The sequence below is a fragment of the Ruegeria sp. H6 genome (assembly GCF_056532975.1).
In genome coordinates, this window is sequence record NZ_JBQFOA010000013.1 from 23,994 (window position 1) to 41,302 (window position 17,309).

Here is a 17,309-nt window from a genome sequence, read left to right on the forward strand (position 1 = left end):
GTCTTTACCCCTTTGCTGCGGGCGTGGTGCTGGTGCCCAGCAACACGCCGTAGATGATGAAACAGGTCGCCATGACACGGCGCACCCAGATGTTGAACACAGCGCCCAATGCTGCCTTGCCCATCAACGCGCCCAGCAGGGTGAACCCGGTATAGCTGAGCGTCGTGATAACCAGCGCGGTGGGCATGATAACCCCCATCTGCTGCCAGACCGGAACATCGGGCTGCACGAATTGCGAAAAGGCTGCCAGGTATCCAGCCACGCTTTTGGGATTGATCGTGGCAACGGCCAGCGCATGCAGATAGATATGGCGGGCCGGACGTTCCGAGGCCGGGGCGGGTTTGGAGGCGTTCATCCAACCGCGTATCCCCATCCAGATCAGAAACCCTGCACCGACCAGCTTGGCGATGAAGAACCCGGTGGGCGAGGCCGCAATCAAAGCCGTCACACCCAGAGCCGACAGGATCAGGAAGACGCTGGCCTGTGTCAGTATCGCCAACACGCCCAGCATTGCCTTGGGGAAAGGCAGGCTCATCCCGTTCGAGATACAATTGACCGCATTCGGCCCCGGGGTGGTGACAAACACCACCCAGAACAGCGCGAATATGGTCCAGGCCTCAAAGCTCATCAATACACCGGGGGCGCAATGACCCAGACCGCAACGGCGGGTTCATCATAAGGGTTGGACCACAGATGGGGTTCATTTCGAATGCGAAAGCTGTCACCCGGACCAACGGTGAAAGACCGTTTTCCGATCGTCAGGTCCAGTTTGCCTGACAGGATGTAACCCACCTCCTGCGTCGGTCGCAGGGTGGGCGTTTTGAGACGGGATCCGGGTTGGAATGTCGAATGTACAACTTCGAAATCATCGGTCAGATCGGGTGAGAGCAGTTCCTCGATCAAACCTTCCTCACCGGATCCCATCTTCCGACGAGACCCCGCACGAACCACGAGGCCCTGTTCGTCAGCAGGGGCAGCGGATTGGCCGAACAGCATCGAAACCGGAACATTCAGGCATTTCGCTATCTGATGCAGATCCGAGATCGAAGGCTCTGACAGGTCACGCTCGACCTGGCTGAGCCATCCCACAGAGCGATCCAGCCGCTCGGCAATATCTGTCAGCGTCAAACCGCGCGCCTTGCGCAAGGCACGCAGATCCGCTCCGAGGGTTGCGCTATGTGGGGCTTGGCTGTTCAAAGACCGCTCCGCAATGTCGTGAAATTTCTTCCCTGTTTTTCATGATGACTCGATTCCATGAAAAATCCAAGCATTTTTTCACTTGGGTTGGCGCGGTCATTTGGGTAAGCCCGCCCCATGTGGATCGTGGTGAGTTATCTGTGGGCAATCAACGCCCTGACTTTGCTGGCCTTCGGCTGGGACAAGCTGCGCGCAAGGCGCCGCAAACGCCGCGTGCCCGAGCGCAAATTGCTTTGGCTTGCCCTGCTGGGCGGCAGTCCTGCGGCCATTCTTGGACGGTTTGTATTCGGCCATAAAACGCGCAAGCACGTGTTTTCGGCGCTGCTGTTTGGAATCGCGGTTGCGCAAATCGGGCTGTTTGCCTTACTGGTGACTGACAGATTTGCTGTGCTGCCTTAACGTTTCAGGCCGGTTATCAGACCGAGAACGGAGCTCACGCTTCGTCTGAATTTAGCAGGAAACCTAACAACCAAATACCTGCATCAGAATCTGACCGAGGTGCGTGGCATCATGCTGAGTGAAGGCGTCCGGCTGATTGCTGTCGATGTCGAAGACACCAATGATCTCGCCCTGCGTATTGCGCACCGGCAGGACAAGTTCGGACCGGGTCGACGATGCGCAAGCAATATGGCCGGGAAAAGCGTCGACATCCGGGACCAGCTGCGTCTCGCCCGTGCGGGCCGCCGCACCGCAGACGCCACGATCAAACGGAATCACCAGACAGCCATGACCACCTTGATAGGGGCCGATTTTCAGCAGCCCCGGTTCGGTAACCCGGTAAAAACCTGTCCAGTCGAACCGGTCATCTGCATGATGAACCTCGCATGTGACGGTCGCCATCAGGGATACGAGGTCGGTTTCCCCTTCGGTCAAAGCGGCAATTGTTTTGGCGAGTAAATCGTAATCTGCGGTCATGTTCGGGCCATTCAGGTAGGTAAAGGGGGCGCTGCCCCCTCTTGAGCCTGCGGCTCAATTCACCCCCGGAGTATTTGGAAAAAGATGAAGGGTCAAACGCGTTCTATGGCGATGGCCGTGCCCTCACCGCCGCCGATGCAGATTGCAGCCACGCCGCGTTTGAGATTTCGCTTTTCCAGAGCGTTGAGCAGCGTCACCATGATCCGCGCGCCGGATGCGCCGATTGGATGGCCCAGCGCGCAGGCGCCGCCGTTCACGTTCACGATGTCGCGCGGCAGTCCCATCTCATGCATGAAGGCCATCGGGACCACGGCGAAGGCTTCATTGACCTCCCATAGATCGACGTCATCTTTGCTCCAACCGATCTTTTGCAGCAGCCTCTGCGCAGCCGGGACCGGGGCCGTTGTGAACAGGCCCGGGGCCTGTGCGTGGCTGGCGTGCCCGAGAATGCGCGCCCGGACGGTCAGGCCCTGCACCTCGGCCGCCTCCGCCGACGCCAGAACCAGCGCCGCTGCCCCGTCAGAGATAGACGAAGAGTTGGCTGCCGTCACCGTGCCGTCCTTGCGAAAGGCGGGTTTCAGCATCGGGATTTTTTCCGGGCGGGCGGATTGGGGCTGCTCATCGGTGGTCTGTGTGACCTCGCCCTTGCGGCCACGGACGACAACTGGTGCGATTTCACCGTCGAACGCCCCGGTTTCCTGTGCGCTCAGCGCATTTGACAGCGACTTTAGCGCGTATTCGTCCTGCGCCTCGCGCGTAAACTGAAACGCCTCGGCGCAGTCTTCGGCAAAGGTGCCCATCAAACGGCCCTTGTCATAAGCGTCTTCAAGACCGTCGAGGAACATGTGATCGACGACCTGACCATGGCCAATCCGGGCCCCTCCGCGCATTTTAGGCAACAGATACGGCGCGTTGGTCATGCTTTCCATGCCGCCTGTTACCATGGTGTCCGCATGACCCAGCGCGATCTGGTCGAACCCCATCATCGCCGCTTTCATGCCCGACCCGCACATCTTGTTCAGGGTGGTGGCGGGAACGTCTTCGCCTAGGCCGGCAGCAAACCCCGCCTGACGGGCGGGCGCCTGCCCCTGCCCTGCCGGCAGAACGCAGCCCATCAAAACCTCATCCACTGTTTGCACACCAGCCCCGTCCATTGCAGCGCGAATGGCCGCGCCGCCCAGTTCCGCCGCAGGAACGCCGTCGAACATGCCCTGGAAGCCCCCCATCGGTGTGCGAGCGGCCCCTGCGATGACAACCTGTTTCATATGATGCCTCCCAGATTCTTTCCTCACTTGGATACCGAATGGTAAGAATTGCCGTCTAGCGTATTTCTACGAAGAAATTTTCAGCGGAAGGCCGTCGAAATGGCGCTCAGCAGCAGCACAACCGGGGATACGCAGATCATAACCGTCAATTGTGATCGTATCGACGCGGCCATGGCCATTCAGTTCAAGGAGGATATGCGGTCCGAGACCGAGACCGAGACGCGACGCGTGATCCTGGATCTGACATCGGTTGAATTCATTGATTCGAGCGGGCTTGGCGCGATCGTGGCCTCGATGAAGCAATTGGGGGAGGGGCGCAGATTGGATCTGGCAGGGCTGCAACCCGTCGTGGAAAAGGTTTTTCGCTTGACGCGCATGGATACCGTGTTCCGTTTGTTCGGCTCTTTGGACGCGGCGACAGAAGCCGGTGCAGACTGATACCCCTCCGGAGTGGTTGGCGTGGCCAGGAAAAATGAACATGACTGTCTTGTTCTGAGCTTTGCCGCAACCGAATCTCAGGCAAGCAAAGGAATCGCCGAAGTCAGCGCGCGTCTGGCCGCACTTGGGTTGGCGCCTGAACGGGCCAGCGACATAAAGATCGCCCTTGCCGAAGCCGTAAATAATGTTGTCGAGCACGCTCATGCGGGGCGGGCCGCGCAGAATGTCGAGATCAAATGCGAGTTTCTGGAGAACCGTCTTGAGGTTCACATTGTGGATGCTGGCACGCCCATGCCGAACCTTCGCCCCCCCAATGGTGTACCACCTCCGGTCGAGACAGCGCTGCAGGACCTGCCCGAAGGAGGGTTCGGTTGGTTCCTGATCCAGCAATTGGCCAGCAGCGTCGCCTATGAAAGGCGCGGTGGTCTGAACCTTCTTGTGTTGAGTTTCGACCTGGGCGACAGCCAATAATCGGCATCGAAACGTCACAATAACGCCCAGATCGAACCATCCTCGCGCCGCAAACACTGGCGAAAAACAGGGTGTAGCTCAGATAGCTTCCCTCGGCGCCTAGCGTCACAGCCCCCACCCAGTGAACGGCGCCGAGGACTTCCCCCACTGACAGCAATGGACAATTTGCGCCAAGGGCCTAATGTCTGCGTGTCAAAATGGGGATTTCGTCATGCGCGATTTACATTTGCCGGGCCGTTCCGAGGTTCTGGCAACAGAAGGTATGTGTGCAACGTCACACCCTCTGGCGGCGAAGGTCGCACTGGATATTCTTGCCAGGGGTGGCAATGCGATGGACGCCGCGATTGCAGGCGGCGTACTTTTGGGCATCTGCGAACCTCAGATGACCGGCCTTGGTGGTGACTGTTTTGTGCTGTTCAACCGTGCGGGCGAAGACACCGTTCGCGCCATCAATGGCTCGGGCCGGGCGCCAGCCGGTGCTGATCCGCAGGTGTTGCGAGACAACGGTCTAAGCGTGGTGCCTTTGAATACAGCTGATGCCGTTACCATTCCGGGTGCTGTGGACGCTTTCTGCCACCTGGCTGAAACTGAGGGCAAACTTGGGCTCAACGAGATCCTTCGGCCCGCAATCCACTATGCCGAATCCGGCGTGCCGGTTGCACCGCGTGTCGCGTTTGACTGGGCCAGCGGTGCCTCTACGCTGCAGGGCTCGGCCCGCACGCACTATCTTTTGAACGGGGCGGTCCCGGCGGTGGGTCAGGTCTTTCGCTCTGCCGGACAAGCCGAAGTGCTGCGTCGGCTGGCGCACGAGGGGCGTGATGCGTTTTATTCCGGTGAAATCGCGCAGGATATGGTGGACGCGCTGACAGAATTCGGCGGTGTCCACAAAACCGACGATTTTGAAGCGGTGAAGTTTCAGGAGGAACAGCCGGTTGGGTGCACCTATGGCGGCATGGAACTGTTAGAGCATCCGCCCAACGGTCAGGGCGCAACGGCACTTCTGCTGCTGAATATTCTGAAGCACTTTGACGTGGCCGCGATGGATCCGTTCGGGGCCGAGAGGGTGCATATCGAGGCCGAAGCCACCAAGCTGGCCTATGACGCCCGCAATCGGTTCATTGCCGATCCGGATTTCAGCACGCGGATAGAGCATTTTCTGTCACCCGAAACCGCGGCAAAGCTGGCCGCATTGATCGATCCCAAAAAGGCGATGAAGGCCGCAGCGCCGCTGACCGAGTCGGTTCACAAGGACACGGTCTATATCACCGTTGTCGACCGAGACCGCATGGCCGTTTCGCTGATCTATTCGATCTTTCATGGTTTCGGCTCGGGCATTGCGTCGAAAAAATTCGGCATCCTGCTGCAAAACCGTGGTGCCGGGTTCACCCTTGAACCAGGGCACCCGAATGAGCTGGGCGGCGGCAAGCGGCCCATGCACACAATCATCCCAGGAATGCTGCGGCAGAACGGTAAGGTTCTGGCCGCGTTTGGCGTGATGGGCGGGGCCTATCAGCCGACCGGTCATGCGCGGTTCCTGTCAAACCTGACAGATCATGGTTTGGGCCTGCAACAAAGCATCGATGCCCCACGGGCTTTTGCCGATCAAAGGGTTGTGAAAGTCGAGCGTGGCTACTCAGATAGCGTTAAGCAACAATTGGCCGATCTTGGCCATGTTGTGGAAGTACCGGAAACACCATTGGGTGGAGCGCAAGCCATTCGCATGCGCGACGACGGTGTGCTTGAGGGGGCAAGTGATCCGCGAAAGGACGGATGCGCGCTTGGGTATTGACGCAAAAACCGCGGGGCGCCTGGCGCGCGAAAAATCAGTTCAGTTGGAAATGCAACGGATATGACCCATCCTGGAACGGGCCGAACATATTTGGAATATCCGGGTGGTCAACGGGCTCGCCCGATTGGTCCTCAACCAGATTTTGTTCTGAAACATAAGCAACATAGAAGGATTGATCGTTCTCAGCCAACAGGTGATAGAACGGTTGATCCTTCACGGGACGACTGTCCTCGGGGATGGCCTGATACCATTCTTCCGAGTTCGCAAATTCCGGATCGACATCAAAAATCACCCCTCGAAAAGGGTGTCTGCGATGTCGAACCACCTGTCCCAGGCGGTATTTGGCTTGTGTCTTCAGCATTGTTTCAGCCCCCAAAGCACTTACTACATCTTTCCGCGCCGAAAAGCCAATCATTGATCTGAATTTCAGGGAAACAGTCTGTGAACCTTATACTGACAGTGTTCGAAATCGTGGCTCCGGTGTTCATCCTGAGCGGGATTGGCTTTGCCTGGGTCAAGCTGGGTTTCGAGTATCGATTGCAGTTTGTGACACATCTTGGCGTTACGCTTGCCGTGCCCAGCCTGATCTTTGTTGCGCTGATGCAAACCGACATCCCCGGCGGTGATCTGACGCTTTTCACGCTGGCCGCCATCGTGGCTCATGTCGCTCTAGCGGTTGTATTCTGGGTCTTCGTCCGTCTGTCGGAATTGGATCAACGTACCTACCTGTCGCCTCTGATTTTCGGCAATACCGGTAATCTTGGACTGCCGCTGTGCATATTTGCCTTCGGGCAGGCGGGCCTTGGCTACGCTGTCATCTTTCTGGCAGTGACCGCCTTGTTTTCGTTCACATATGGCATCTACCTTGTCGCCGGACGCGGTGCTTTTGGCAAAGCTCTGCGCGAACCCATGGTCTGGGCCACCCTGCTTGGCGCGTTGTTTCTGTGGCGCGGCTGGGAAACTCCGCTGTTTCTGACCAACACACTGGATCTGCTGGGCCAGATGGCCGTGCCTCTGATGCTGATAACGGTGGGCGTCGCGATCGCCCGCCTGACAACCCAGAAACTGGCTCAGGCCATCTGGTTGTCTGTGCTCAAGCTGCTGGTTTGTTTCGCATTGGGATGGGCACTGGCTGCGGTGTTCGACCTGGAACAGGTGGCCTTTGGCGTGCTGGTTCTGCAGATCTGCACCCCCGTTGCCGTCACATCCTATCTGCTGGCCGAACGGTTTGACGCAGATGCCGATGCGGTCGCTGGTATGGTGATGGTGTCCACCGTGCTGTCTGTGGCCGCGTTGCCGGTCATTCTGGCAATTGTTCTCTAACGATTGTGATTTCAAAATCGCTCAATCTGCGTTAGAATAAAGAAAAAAGGCACGAGGCACATGAGCAGAATTCTTATCGTACTCTTCGGGGTGCTGCTTTTGGCATCCTGTGGGGGCGGCTCCAAACAGCCGCCCAGCAGACTGAATGACGCGTGCAGTATTGCGCGCGAAAAACCTGACTACATCAAGGCATTCAAGAACACCGAACGGAAATGGGGCGTCCCTGTTCACGTTCAGATGGCCACGATCTATCAGGAAAGCCGGTACAAGCACGATGCGCGCACGCCGCACAAATACGTGCTGGGCGTAATCCCGATGGGCCGGCAAAGCAGCGCCTATGGCTATGGTCAGGCCCTGGACGGCACGTGGGAGCAATATCAGCGCGAAACAGGCAAGCGCCGGGCCAAGAGGGATCGTATCCGTGATGCGTCCGATTTTATCGGCTGGTACATGAGCAAAAGCACCGAGAAGAACGGCATCCATCCCGCAGATACGCGCAATCAGTATCTGGCCTATCACGAAGGCCACACCGGATTTGCGCGCGGCAGCTACAACAAGAAATCCTGGTTGCTGAACGTCGCCAATGATGTCGACGCCCGGGCGATCATGTATCAGGTGCAGTTGGCCAATTGCCGCCACTAATCCCGAAGGGGTCAGCGGTTTGCTGACCCACTTCGCGTTCTGCTTGAGAATAAGCTCTGATCCACGCGGCCACCTTCGGTCAGCGGGCCCAACAACACTGTTGTCTGGCCACCCGCATTGTCGTGGATCACCCATTTTCGCAGCTCAATCGGATCGCCGGTGAACATCAGTTCGATCCGGCCGTTTTCGGGCGCCTTTGGATCTTGCGCCGTGACAACCGTGGCAGTGCCGTCAAAATCATGACCAACGACCATGTTGGCCTGTCCCAGATTGACGTTGCGGGCCAGAACCAGTGACAGCGGCGTGCGCCGCAGCGGATATTGCTCGGGTGGCTGGTTCGACTTGGGATCAAACACCTGCACCGTGCCCGCGCGTGCCAGAACCACGGCACTGTTCGGCGGGTCATACTCGAACCGCATTTTGCCGGGACGATCCAGCCAGAGTTTTCCGGTGCTGAGCGATCCATCGTCATTCACTTGCGTGAATGTCGTCTGAACCGTTTTAAGATCGTTCAGATAGTTTGAAATCTGCGACAGCGGAAGTTTTTCCGCGGCCCAGGTCGCAGGCGCGGCCAGTGTCAAAGCAAGGGCAAAAGCAATCTGTTTCATGCCGTACAGATAAGCGGTCTGCCCTTGTTATTAAATATCCTATTGCTCAGGGACGAGGATTTCGCGTTTACCCACGTGATTTGCCGAAGAAACAACGCCTTCGTCCTCCATCTGCTCAACCAGGCGCGCGGCTTTGTTGTAGCCGATGGCAAGTTTTCGCTGGATGTATGAGGTCGAGCACTTGCGATCCTTGATCACAATTGCCACTGCCTGATCATAAAGGGCGTCTTCGCCATTCGTGTTGCCCCCGGTGTTCAGCCCCAGAACCGCGTCGATATTGTCGGCCTTTTCTTCGGCCGGGCCATCTACGACGCCGCTCATGTAATCGGGCGGGCCGAACTGTTTCAGGTGGTTGACGATTTCTTCGACCTCTTCGTCTGAAACGAACGGCCCGTGGCAGCGCGTGATCTTGGCGCCGCCCGCCATGTACAGCATGTCACCCTGCCCCAGCAGCTGCTCGGCGCCCATCTCGCCCAGAATGGTGCGGCTGTCGACTTTCGAGGTCACCTGGAATGAAATCCGGGTCGGGAAGTTGGCCTTGATCGTGCCCGTGATCACATCGACCGAGGGGCGCTGTGTGGCCATGATCAAATGGATGCCCGAGGCCCGTGCCATCTGCGCCAGACGTTGAATGCAGGCTTCGATTTCCTTGCCTGCAACCATCATCAGGTCGGCCATCTCATCAACGATGACAACAATATAGGGCATCGCCTCAGGTGCGAATTCCTCAGTCTCGAACATCGGCTCGCCGGTTTCGTCGTCAAATCCGGTCTGGACCGTGCGGCTGAACAACTCGCCCTTGGCCAGCGCGTCCTTTACGCGGCCATTGTAGCCGGCGATGTTACGCACGCCCATCTTGGACATTTTGCGATAGCGATCCTCCATCTCGCCCACGACCCATTTCAGGGCCACGACCGCCTTTTTCGGGTCGGTCACAACGGGCGACAGCAGATGCGGGATGCCGTCATAGACGCTGAGTTCCAGCATCTTGGGGTCGATCATGATCAGGCGGCATTCATCCGGCGACAGCTTGTACAGCAGCGACAGGATCATGGTATTGATCGCCACCGACTTACCCGAACCCGTGGTCCCCGCGATCAGCAAGTGAGGCATTTTTGCAAGGTTCGCCACAACGGACTCACCCCCGATATCTTTGCCCAGAGCCAGCGGCAGCGCGTGGTTTCCATCGCCGAAATCACGGCTGGCCAGGATTTCGCGCAGCACCACCATTTCGCGGTTTTCATTGGGCAGTTCGATCCCGATGACCGAGCGTCCGGGCAAGGTCGAAACCCGCGCCGACAAGGCCGACATGGATCGCGCGATATCGTCGGCCAGACCGATCACGCGGCTGGCTTTCAGACCCGGCGCCGGTTCCAGTTCGTACATGGTGACAACGGGGCCGGGGCGGACGCTCACGATCTCACCCTTGACGCCGTAGTCATCCAGCACGTTTTCCAGCATCCGAGCGTTTTCCTCCAGCGCCTCATCGCTCAGGTGATGGCGCTGAATATTGGCCGGGTTCGAGAGCAGGCCCAGCGGCGGCAGCTCGAAATCCGAATGACGGTCTTCAAAGGACAGGGTTGGCTGCGCTTCGGCCTGCGCACGGCGTGACGGCGGCGGAGTGCGCCTCACGGGCTGCGCGACGACGGGCTTGCGCGGTTCCGCCACCGGTATTTTGGCTGCTTGTAGCGGCACTGGGGTGGGTTCGATCGCGTCTTCAAAAACGGAATCGTCGTCCATATCGTCGCCGACATCAAAACCATGCGGCTGAAGACCCTGGTCATGGGGTTCTTCCCAGTGCTCCGGCATATCTGCCGAAATCGGGGGTTCCATCGGCAATCCGCCCGAGGTCACAGGGGGTTCGGGTGGCAGGCCTGCCTGACCCGAATTGAGGATCAGCGGATCCGGCCCCCTGCCCCGTCCTTTGGTCAGCGGCAGGTTCGGATCGGGTTCGGGCGTGATCTCACCCTGCGCCACCTTGCGATTGCGAACGGCCGCCGAAATTTTTGAGCGGATGCGGTCTTCTTTGGGCATGTCGTAATAGCCCTCGACCGCGACGGTATCCAACAATTCCGGCTCGGGCATCGGATCCGGGCGGCGGATCAAGGACGGCATCCGCGCCAGCAGCCCCAATTTAGGCTCAGGCTCGGGCTCTTCGACCTCAGGCTCTTCAAAAACCGGGTCGGCATAGGCCAAATCGTCATCGAATTCAGCTTGCACCGGAACCGCGCGTGTCGCCTTGCGCTCGGCCCATTGATCACGGCGATCCCGGGCCGCCTGAGCTGTCGCCGAGGCACTGCGGCCCAGCAGGTTCATCAGCATGTCGTAGGACATGACAAGCCCCAGCAGAAAGGCCCGGAACCCGCGTTTGACATCCGCCTTGTCGAAGCCCAACACAAAAACGCCCAGCGCCAGCATACCTACGGCCATCGCCAGAGACATCAGCTTGACCACAAAATGCGACGAGATTGGCAGCAAGGTCAGGAAAGCACCCATGACGGTGTCCCCGAACAGACCGCCCAAACCATAGCTGTGGGTTGCGCGCCATGCCTCACCCGGCACCAGCGTCGCAGCATAGATCGACACGACAGCGATCCAGATTGGGGCGAAGATCAGCCGTGCGATGGCACGGTCTTCACCGAAATGGCCCGCAAACCGCAGGCCCCAGCCGATCAGCACCAGCGCAATGCTCCAACTGCCCCAGCCGACAATCATGAACAAAGGCGCGGCGATCGAGGCGCCAACGCGGCCCATCCAGTTCTGCACGGGCGCATCCGTGGATACCATCCAATTCGGATCATCCGGTGTGTAGGACCAGATCATCGCTGCCGAGGCCAAGCCCAGCAGGATCAGGGCAATCCCGATCAATTCCTTGCTGCGCCGTTCGATGGCGGCTTGTGTTGTACTGTCCAGCAACGGGTCGCGTTTGCGCGCGTTATATGATGCCATTTTACCCTCGTACCTCACGAATAGATGCAGTCGCGGAGCATGATCAGCCCGCGCTGCACTTCGGTTTTTGGGGCCACAAGCGCGACCCGAATAAAGTTTTCGCCCGGGTTCTGCCCCGGATCACCCTGAGAAAGATAAGCGCCCGGCAAGACCCGGACCCCGGTTTCCTTCCAGACTTTCAACGCTGTTTCTTCGCCATTCTCGACCGGCAGCCACAGGAAGAATCCTGCCTCGGGCGACATGTAACCCTGCACGCCGGAAAACACCTGATCGGCAATGGCGTATTTTTCCTGATAAAGCGCGCGGTTCTCGCGCACATGGTCTTCGTCTGCCCAAACCTTTGCCGCAGCCGCCTGCAAGGGTAAAGGCAAGGGTGCACCCGCATAGGTACGCAGTTTCTTGACCTGTTTGATCGTCTCGGGGCCACCTGCAATCAGGCCCGAGCGCAATCCCGCCAGGTTCGACCGTTTGGACAGCGAATTGAACAGGGTAACCCGCTCGGGGTCTGCGCCCATTTCCTGCGCGACGGTCAACGCACCAACTGGCGCGTCGTCCCGGTAGATTTCGGAATAGCATTCATCGGCAAAGATGCGGAAATCGTATTTCTCGGCCAGTCCGATCAGCTCGGCCCAATAGTCCCGCGACGCGACCGCGCCCTGCGGGTTTGCCGGGGAACAGATATAGGCCACGGCGGTTTGGTTCAGCACATCCTCGGGCAGTCCCGCATAGTCGGGCAAGTGCCCCGTGGCAGCCGTTGCCGGCACGAAATGGGGCCGCGCGCCGACCGAGATCGAGGCCACCATATAGACCTGATAAAACGGGTTCGGGCACAAAACGATGGGCTGATGGCCGTTCTTTTGTTCAGGGCACAGCGCCATCGCGGCATTGTACAACCCTTCGCGGGTGCCATTCAGCGCCATGACATTGGCTTCAGGGTCCATCGTCACGCCATAGCGTCGCCCGATCCAGTCGGCGATCGCGGCACGCAGTTCGGGCGAGCCCTCGTTCGGCGGATAACCCTGAAATCCGGCCGCGTTGTCCATGATCACATCCGTGACCCAGGCCGGGAAATCATGCGTTGGCGCACCGATGGTCATGTGGATGACGTCGCCGCCCGGTTCATGATGATCCAACAGGGCGCGCAAACGCGGGAACGCATAGGCCGGAAGGTCCGAAAACCGTTCGGGGAAATTCATAACAACTGCCTCAATACCGGGGTCATTTGCGCCCCGTTTTTTTGTCAGATTACAGGTCGGCACCCCTTTCGTCCAGACAAAGAGGTGCCGAATCAGGGGATTGTGGCATTCAGGCCAAAGCCGATTCTGCCGCCGATCCCACCCGCAACAGGGCCTCTTCCGAGCCCGGATACCCCATCAGCATTATTCCGCAGCTTGGTGTGCCGGTGGGCAGGGTCAGCACGGCCAGACCCATCAGGTTGCCAACACGCGTGTTGCGCAGGGCCAGCAGATTCTCGGTCACGTAATAGTCGTGGTCATTCATCAGCCGATCCAGGTTGGGCGGAAGAATCGGTGCCGTTGGGGCCAAAACCGCATCAAATCCTGAGGTCGCAGCATCCCAGGCGCCGCGGCACGCCTCAAGCTTGGACCACGCAGCCACATAATCCGAACCCGAGAACGCCTTTCCGATGCGGAACCGTTCTAGGATTTCCTGATACATCGCGTCCGGGTTGGCCTCGATCACGTCGCCCCAAAGCCCGTAGGCTTCGGTCGTGTAGAGGATACTGGTCAAAGTCATCGCCTCTTCCAATTCGGGAACGTGAAGGGGCACAATCTCGGCCCCTGCCGCCTGCAGCTTTTGCAAGGCCTCGTCATAGGCTTTTCGCGGCGCATCGCGCAGATCGCCTTTCACGATGGTTTGCAGGTCGGCAAACCGGCGACCCTGCAGGCTTGCGCCTCGCAGATCGGCGGGCGTTCCGCCTTCGAGCAATGCAAGCATATGCGCCGCATCTTCGACAGACCGGGCCAAAGGGCCAACCGTGTCAAAGCGCAGGCACAGCGGCACCACGCCTTCCAGGCTGAGGCGGCCAGCCGTGGTTTTCAACCCGACCAGATCGTTCCACGCCGAGGGGATACGGACAGACCCGCCCGTGTCCGAGCCAATGCCGCAGGCCGCAAGACCCCACGCAACCGACGCCCCGGCACCGGAAGAAGACCCGCCGGGCACTGCGGCCTCGTCATGAACACACGGCGGCGTCGCGGTCATCGGGTTCAGGCCCAGTCCGGAAAAGGCAATCTCGCTCATATGCGTTTTGCCCAGGCAAACGGTCCCCATCGCCGTTGCATTGCGCAAAACCGCTGCGTCACTGTCTGGCACCCTGTCTTTCAGCAGGGCTGATCCTGCCTCGGTCGCTACCCCGGCGGTGTCAAACAGGTCTTTCCAGCTGATCGGCACCCCATCCAGCAACGACCGGCGCAACCCGTTTTTTGCCCGCTGTTGCGAGGCGGCGGCTTCGTCCCGGGCGCGGTCGTGGGTTACGCGGGCATAGATCCGGTCGCGGTGAGGGTGCGCATCGATGGCCGCCAGATAGGTTTTGGTCAATTCGACGGGATCGATCTGACCCATCCCGATCCCTCGACCCAGATCACACGCGGTCATGGTCAGCCAATCTTGCATCCTGCCCCCCTTTGGAATGGTCCAAAGCGACGGTAGCGACAGGACCGCACATGGACAATCCCGAAAGGGCGCGCATATTGCAGGGCATGACACAAGGTTCAGATATCCTGATCGTCGGCGGTGGCCTGAACGGTCCTGCTTTGGCAATTGCGCTCGCACAAACCGGGCATTCGGTCACCGTAATCGATGCGCTGGCCGAAGATCAGCGTAAAAGCACGGATTTTGACGGGCGCGCCTACGCGCTGGCCCTGGCTTCGATGCGGTTGCTCGATGGTATTGGCGTCTGGGACCAGGTTGCTGATCACGCGCAGCCGATGCTTGAGATCAAGGTGACCGACGGACACGCGGGCGCGGGACCCTCGCCGTTTTTCATGCATTTCGATCATGCCGAGGTCGAAGAAGGCCCGATGGGGTATATGGTCGAAGACCGCCACCTGCGCCGCGCCTTTCTGGACGCGATGGGCGCGCAGGACCGGATCACCCGGATCGATGGCAAAACCGTTGTGGCGCAAGAGACCGGAAACAACCGCGTGACCTTGACACTTAGCGATGGATCGACGGTTTCGGGCGGGTTGCTGATCGGCTGCGACGGCCGCCAAAGCGGCACCGCGGCGCGCGCCGGGATCAAACGCACCGGCTGGGAGTATGGCCAAACCGCGCTGGTCTGCGCCATCGAGCATGAATTGCCGCATAACGGTGTGGCGCATCAGTTCTTCATGCCGTCCGGACCGCTGGCCATCCTGCCGCTGACCGGCAACCGCAGCTCGATCGTCTGGAGCGAGCGCTCTGATACCGCGCAGCATATCAATAGCCTCAGCGAGGCGGATTATCTGCAGGTCCTGCGCCCCCGGTTCGGGGATTTTCTGGGCGAAATCCGCCTGGCCGGGGATCGGTTCACCTATCCACTGGGGCTGACCATCGCCAATTCGTTTGTCGCCGAACGACTGGCCCTTGTCGGCGATGCCGCCCACGGGATGCACCCGATTGCGGGGCAGGGCCTGAACGCAGGGCTGCGCGACGTGGGCGCATTGGCCGAAGTTCTGACCTTGGCCGGGCGTCGCGGCGAAGATATCGCCTCACCACTTGTGCTGGAACGCTATCAGGAATGGCGCCGGTTCGACACCGCGTCGCTTGCGATGGCCACGGATGTCTTCAACAAGCTGTTTTCCAACGACAATCCATTGCTTCGACTGGGGCGAGATATCGGAATGGGAATCGTCAACGCCGCACCCGGTTTGCGCCGTGGCTTTGTGCGGGAAGCGGCTGGCCTGACCGGAGATCTGCCAAAGCTGCTGCAAGGGCGCGCGATCTAGTCCAGCTTGCGCGCCTCATCCACCAGCATCACAGGGATGCCGTTGCGGATGGGAAAGGCCAAGCCCGCCGCCTTTGACACCAGCTCTTGCCGGTCCGCATCATAGTGCAATGTCGTATGCGATTGCGGGCAGATCAGCGCCTCAAGCATATGACGATCAAAGGCGTGTTCGGTCTCGCTCATTGCAATTGCTCCTCATTCGAGCCGCCGCGCATGGCAAACTCGATCAATGTCACAAGGGTCTCTCGTCTCGTGCGCAAGCACGGCGCCTCAAGCAGGGCCTGTTTGTCCTCGGGGTCGAAATCCAGCAGCATCGACAATGAGTTGACCAGCAATTCGTTATCCGCATCCTTCATGGTTTCCCAGTCGGTCGAAAGCTGGCGAGATGAGAAATATTTCTCCAGAACGGTCAGGAAGCCATTGCGGTCAAAGCCTTCATCGTTTTCAGCCTTGCCTAGATCGCGGTCAAAGCCGTCCCAGGACACGTTGCAGCGCCGATATGGCGTAAAGCCATCCAACTCGGATTGGATGCGAAACCGCGACACGCCTGTCAGCGTGATCAGATAGCGGCCATCCTCGGTCTCGGAAAACTGCGTCACACGACCGGCGCATCCGATCCTGTGCAACCTGTTTTCATCGCTGCCGCTGGGATAGGGCTGAACCATGCCGATCAACCGCTCGGGCGTTTTCAGAGCATCGTCCAGCATCTGCAAATAGCGCGGCTCGAAGATGTGTAATGGCAGACGCGCCCGTGGCAGCAACAGCGCTCCGGGCAGCGGGAAAACGGACACGGCGTCCGGCAAATCGGCGGGGTGCATCATAGTACCGATTCTAGTTCTGATCGGAATTTAGGCAAATATCATCGAGCTGAGCTTGCGGCGCCCATTCAAAACGATGGGATCGTTCGGCTTGAGCGCATCAAAGATCGTGAACAGCTGCGCCTTGGCCGCACCGTCATTCCACTCGCGGTCGCGGCGGAACAGTTCCAGCAATTGGGTGACCGCCTCTTCCACATCGCCGTTGGCGTGCAGCGCCTGCGCCAGATCGAAACGGGCCTGATGGTTGTCGGGCTCGGCCTCAACCGCTGCCGTAAGCTCGGCCACAGGACCCGCATCCGCGGCCTGTTTGGCCAATTCCAGCTGTGCATGGGCGGCTTCCAGTTCTGGTGCATTGGATATCTCGGCCGGGGCACCGTTGAGGATCGCCTCGGCCTGTTCCAGGTCATCAGATGCAATATGCGCCCGCACCAGACCACCGTAAGCGGCCGCATGGTTTGGATCTTCGCCCAGAATCGCCGCGAAGGTCTGCGCCGCGTCAACAGCCGCACCTTCAGCCAGCATTTCTTCGGCGGCCTGAACCGCGTCGTCCAATTGACCACCCGGGCTTTCGCCGCCAGCAGCCTCAATCACACGATCCACAAATTCCTTGATCTCGGATCCCGGCAACGCGCCCTGGAAACCGTCAACCGGCTGGCCTTTGAAGAACGCGTAGACGGTCGGGATCGACTGAATGCGCATCTGGGACGCGATCATCTGCGCCTCATCCACATTGATCTTGACCATCTTCACCGCCCCTTTGGCGGCGGTCACGGCCTCTTCCAGCATTGGGCCCAGCGTTTTGCACGGACCGCACCAGGGCGCCCAGAAATCAACGATGATCGGCGTTTCCTGCGAGGCTTCAACCACATCAGCCATGAATGTGGCTTCGGTTCCGTCCTTGATCAGATCAGTGGCTGTGGTGTTGTCTGCGCCGCTCAGAAGGTCCAT

General features: G+C 59.4%; 19 protein-coding genes. 7 read left to right on the top strand and 12 right to left on the bottom strand.

The features are described from left to right. Positions 1-4 precede the first annotated feature (4 nt). Positions 5-628 (bottom strand): LysE family translocator, encoded by a 624-nt coding sequence (locus ACR0AG_RS18055; RefSeq protein WP_480841483.1) that lies wholly within the window; start codon positions 626-628, stop codon positions 5-7. After that, positions 628-1,197 carry a helix-turn-helix domain-containing protein gene (locus ACR0AG_RS18060; RefSeq protein ID WP_480841485.1) on the bottom strand — a complete coding sequence of 190 codons (570 nt, stop codon included), beginning with the start codon at positions 1,195-1,197 and terminating at the stop codon, positions 628-630. Before ACR0AG_RS18060 ends, ACR0AG_RS18055 begins: the two co-directional genes overlap by 1 nt. Before the next feature lie 129 nt (positions 1,198-1,326). Here ACR0AG_RS18060 and ACR0AG_RS18065 point away from each other — a divergent pair, with 129 nt between their 5' ends. After that, positions 1,327-1,596: a DUF1294 domain-containing protein gene (locus ACR0AG_RS18065; RefSeq protein WP_480841487.1), complete on the top strand. Its 270-nt coding sequence runs from the start codon at positions 1,327-1,329 to the stop codon at positions 1,594-1,596. A 63-nt stretch (positions 1,597-1,659) separates the two neighbouring features. On the opposite strand, the gene ACR0AG_RS18070 is transcribed toward ACR0AG_RS18065, so the two are convergent. Together ACR0AG_RS18070 and ACR0AG_RS18075 are read right to left on the bottom strand one after the other, a co-directional pair. Continuing rightward, positions 1,660-2,112 carry a GAF domain-containing protein gene (locus ACR0AG_RS18070; protein WP_480841489.1) on the bottom strand — a complete coding sequence of 151 codons (453 nt, stop codon included), beginning with the start codon at positions 2,110-2,112 and terminating at the stop codon, positions 1,660-1,662. Positions 2,113-2,204: 92 nt separating this feature from the next. Beyond that, complete coding sequence (locus tag ACR0AG_RS18075) at positions 2,205-3,377, bottom strand: acetyl-CoA C-acyltransferase (protein ID WP_480841491.1); 1,173 nt, start codon at positions 3,375-3,377, stop codon at positions 2,205-2,207. A 99-nt stretch (positions 3,378-3,476) separates the two neighbouring features. On the opposite strand from ACR0AG_RS18075, the gene ACR0AG_RS18080 reads away from it, so the two are divergent. The 3 genes from ACR0AG_RS18080 (at position 3,477) to ACR0AG_RS18090 (ending at position 6,075) form a co-directional block, all read left to right on the top strand. Next, positions 3,477-3,815, top strand: coding sequence for an STAS domain-containing protein (locus tag ACR0AG_RS18080; RefSeq protein WP_480841493.1), 339 nt, complete (start codon positions 3,477-3,479; stop codon positions 3,813-3,815). Between the two features lie 21 nt (positions 3,816-3,836). After that, positions 3,837-4,286, top strand: a complete 450-nt coding sequence (locus tag ACR0AG_RS18085; RefSeq protein ID WP_480841496.1) for an ATP-binding protein — start codon at positions 3,837-3,839, stop codon at positions 4,284-4,286. A 211-nt stretch (positions 4,287-4,497) separates the two neighbouring features. After that, on the top strand, positions 4,498-6,075 hold the full coding sequence (locus tag ACR0AG_RS18090) for a gamma-glutamyltransferase family protein (RefSeq protein WP_480841498.1): 1,578 nt from the start codon (positions 4,498-4,500) through the stop codon (positions 6,073-6,075). Positions 6,076-6,109: 34 nt separating this feature from the next. Here the strand turns inward: ACR0AG_RS18090 and hspQ are convergent, their stop codons facing one another. Then, positions 6,110-6,436 carry a heat shock protein HspQ gene (gene hspQ, locus ACR0AG_RS18095; protein WP_039529025.1) on the bottom strand — a complete coding sequence of 109 codons (327 nt, stop codon included), beginning with the start codon at positions 6,434-6,436 and terminating at the stop codon, positions 6,110-6,112. 80 nt (positions 6,437-6,516) lie between these two features. On the opposite strand from hspQ, the gene ACR0AG_RS18100 reads away from it, so the two are divergent. Together ACR0AG_RS18100 and ACR0AG_RS18105 are read left to right on the top strand one after the other, a co-directional pair. After that, positions 6,517-7,398, top strand: a complete 882-nt coding sequence (locus tag ACR0AG_RS18100; protein ID WP_480841500.1) for an AEC family transporter — start codon at positions 6,517-6,519, stop codon at positions 7,396-7,398. A 60-nt stretch (positions 7,399-7,458) separates the two neighbouring features. Continuing rightward, positions 7,459-8,040 (top strand): transglycosylase SLT domain-containing protein, encoded by a 582-nt coding sequence (locus ACR0AG_RS18105; RefSeq protein ID WP_480841502.1) that lies wholly within the window; start codon positions 7,459-7,461, stop codon positions 8,038-8,040. An 11-nt stretch (positions 8,041-8,051) separates the two neighbouring features. Here the strand turns inward: ACR0AG_RS18105 and ACR0AG_RS18110 are convergent, their stop codons facing one another. From ACR0AG_RS18110 to ACR0AG_RS18125, 4 genes are all read right to left on the bottom strand, one after another. After that, the gene (locus ACR0AG_RS18110; protein WP_480841504.1) at positions 8,052-8,648 is read right to left on the bottom strand and encodes a LolA family protein; all 597 of its coding nucleotides are present in this window, start codon (positions 8,646-8,648) and stop codon (positions 8,052-8,054) included. A 39-nt stretch (positions 8,649-8,687) separates the two neighbouring features. Next, on the bottom strand, positions 8,688-11,597 hold the full coding sequence (locus tag ACR0AG_RS18115) for a DNA translocase FtsK (RefSeq protein ID WP_480841507.1): 2,910 nt from the start codon (positions 11,595-11,597) through the stop codon (positions 8,688-8,690). Between the two features lie 14 nt (positions 11,598-11,611). Beyond that, the gene (locus ACR0AG_RS18120; protein ID WP_480841509.1) at positions 11,612-12,793 is read right to left on the bottom strand and encodes an aminotransferase class I/II-fold pyridoxal phosphate-dependent enzyme; all 1,182 of its coding nucleotides are present in this window, start codon (positions 12,791-12,793) and stop codon (positions 11,612-11,614) included. Positions 12,794-12,902: 109 nt separating this feature from the next. Then, positions 12,903-14,231: an amidase gene (locus ACR0AG_RS18125; protein ID WP_480841511.1), complete on the bottom strand. Its 1,329-nt coding sequence runs from the start codon at positions 14,229-14,231 to the stop codon at positions 12,903-12,905. 86 nt (positions 14,232-14,317) lie between these two features. Between ACR0AG_RS18125 and ACR0AG_RS18130 the strand changes: the two genes are divergently transcribed. Next, positions 14,318-15,544 carry an FAD-dependent monooxygenase gene (locus ACR0AG_RS18130; RefSeq protein WP_480841513.1) on the top strand — a complete coding sequence of 409 codons (1,227 nt, stop codon included), beginning with the start codon at positions 14,318-14,320 and terminating at the stop codon, positions 15,542-15,544. On the opposite strand, the gene ACR0AG_RS18135 is transcribed toward ACR0AG_RS18130, so the two are convergent. The 3 genes from ACR0AG_RS18135 to trxA are packed head-to-tail and all read right to left on the bottom strand — an operon-like array spanning position 15,541 to position 17,309. Then, positions 15,541-15,726 carry a Trm112 family protein gene (locus tag ACR0AG_RS18135; protein WP_170568313.1) on the bottom strand — a complete coding sequence of 62 codons (186 nt, stop codon included), beginning with the start codon at positions 15,724-15,726 and terminating at the stop codon, positions 15,541-15,543. The two genes, ACR0AG_RS18130 and ACR0AG_RS18135, sit on opposite strands and share 4 nt — an antisense overlap. Continuing rightward, positions 15,723-16,364: an LON peptidase substrate-binding domain-containing protein gene (locus ACR0AG_RS18140; protein WP_480841515.1), complete on the bottom strand. Its 642-nt coding sequence runs from the start codon at positions 16,362-16,364 to the stop codon at positions 15,723-15,725. The genes ACR0AG_RS18135 and ACR0AG_RS18140 overlap by 4 nt, the downstream gene beginning before the upstream one ends. Positions 16,365-16,391: 27 nt before the next feature. Beyond that, complete coding sequence (gene trxA / locus ACR0AG_RS18145; RefSeq protein WP_480841517.1) at positions 16,392-17,309, bottom strand: thioredoxin; 918 nt, start codon at positions 17,307-17,309, stop codon at positions 16,392-16,394.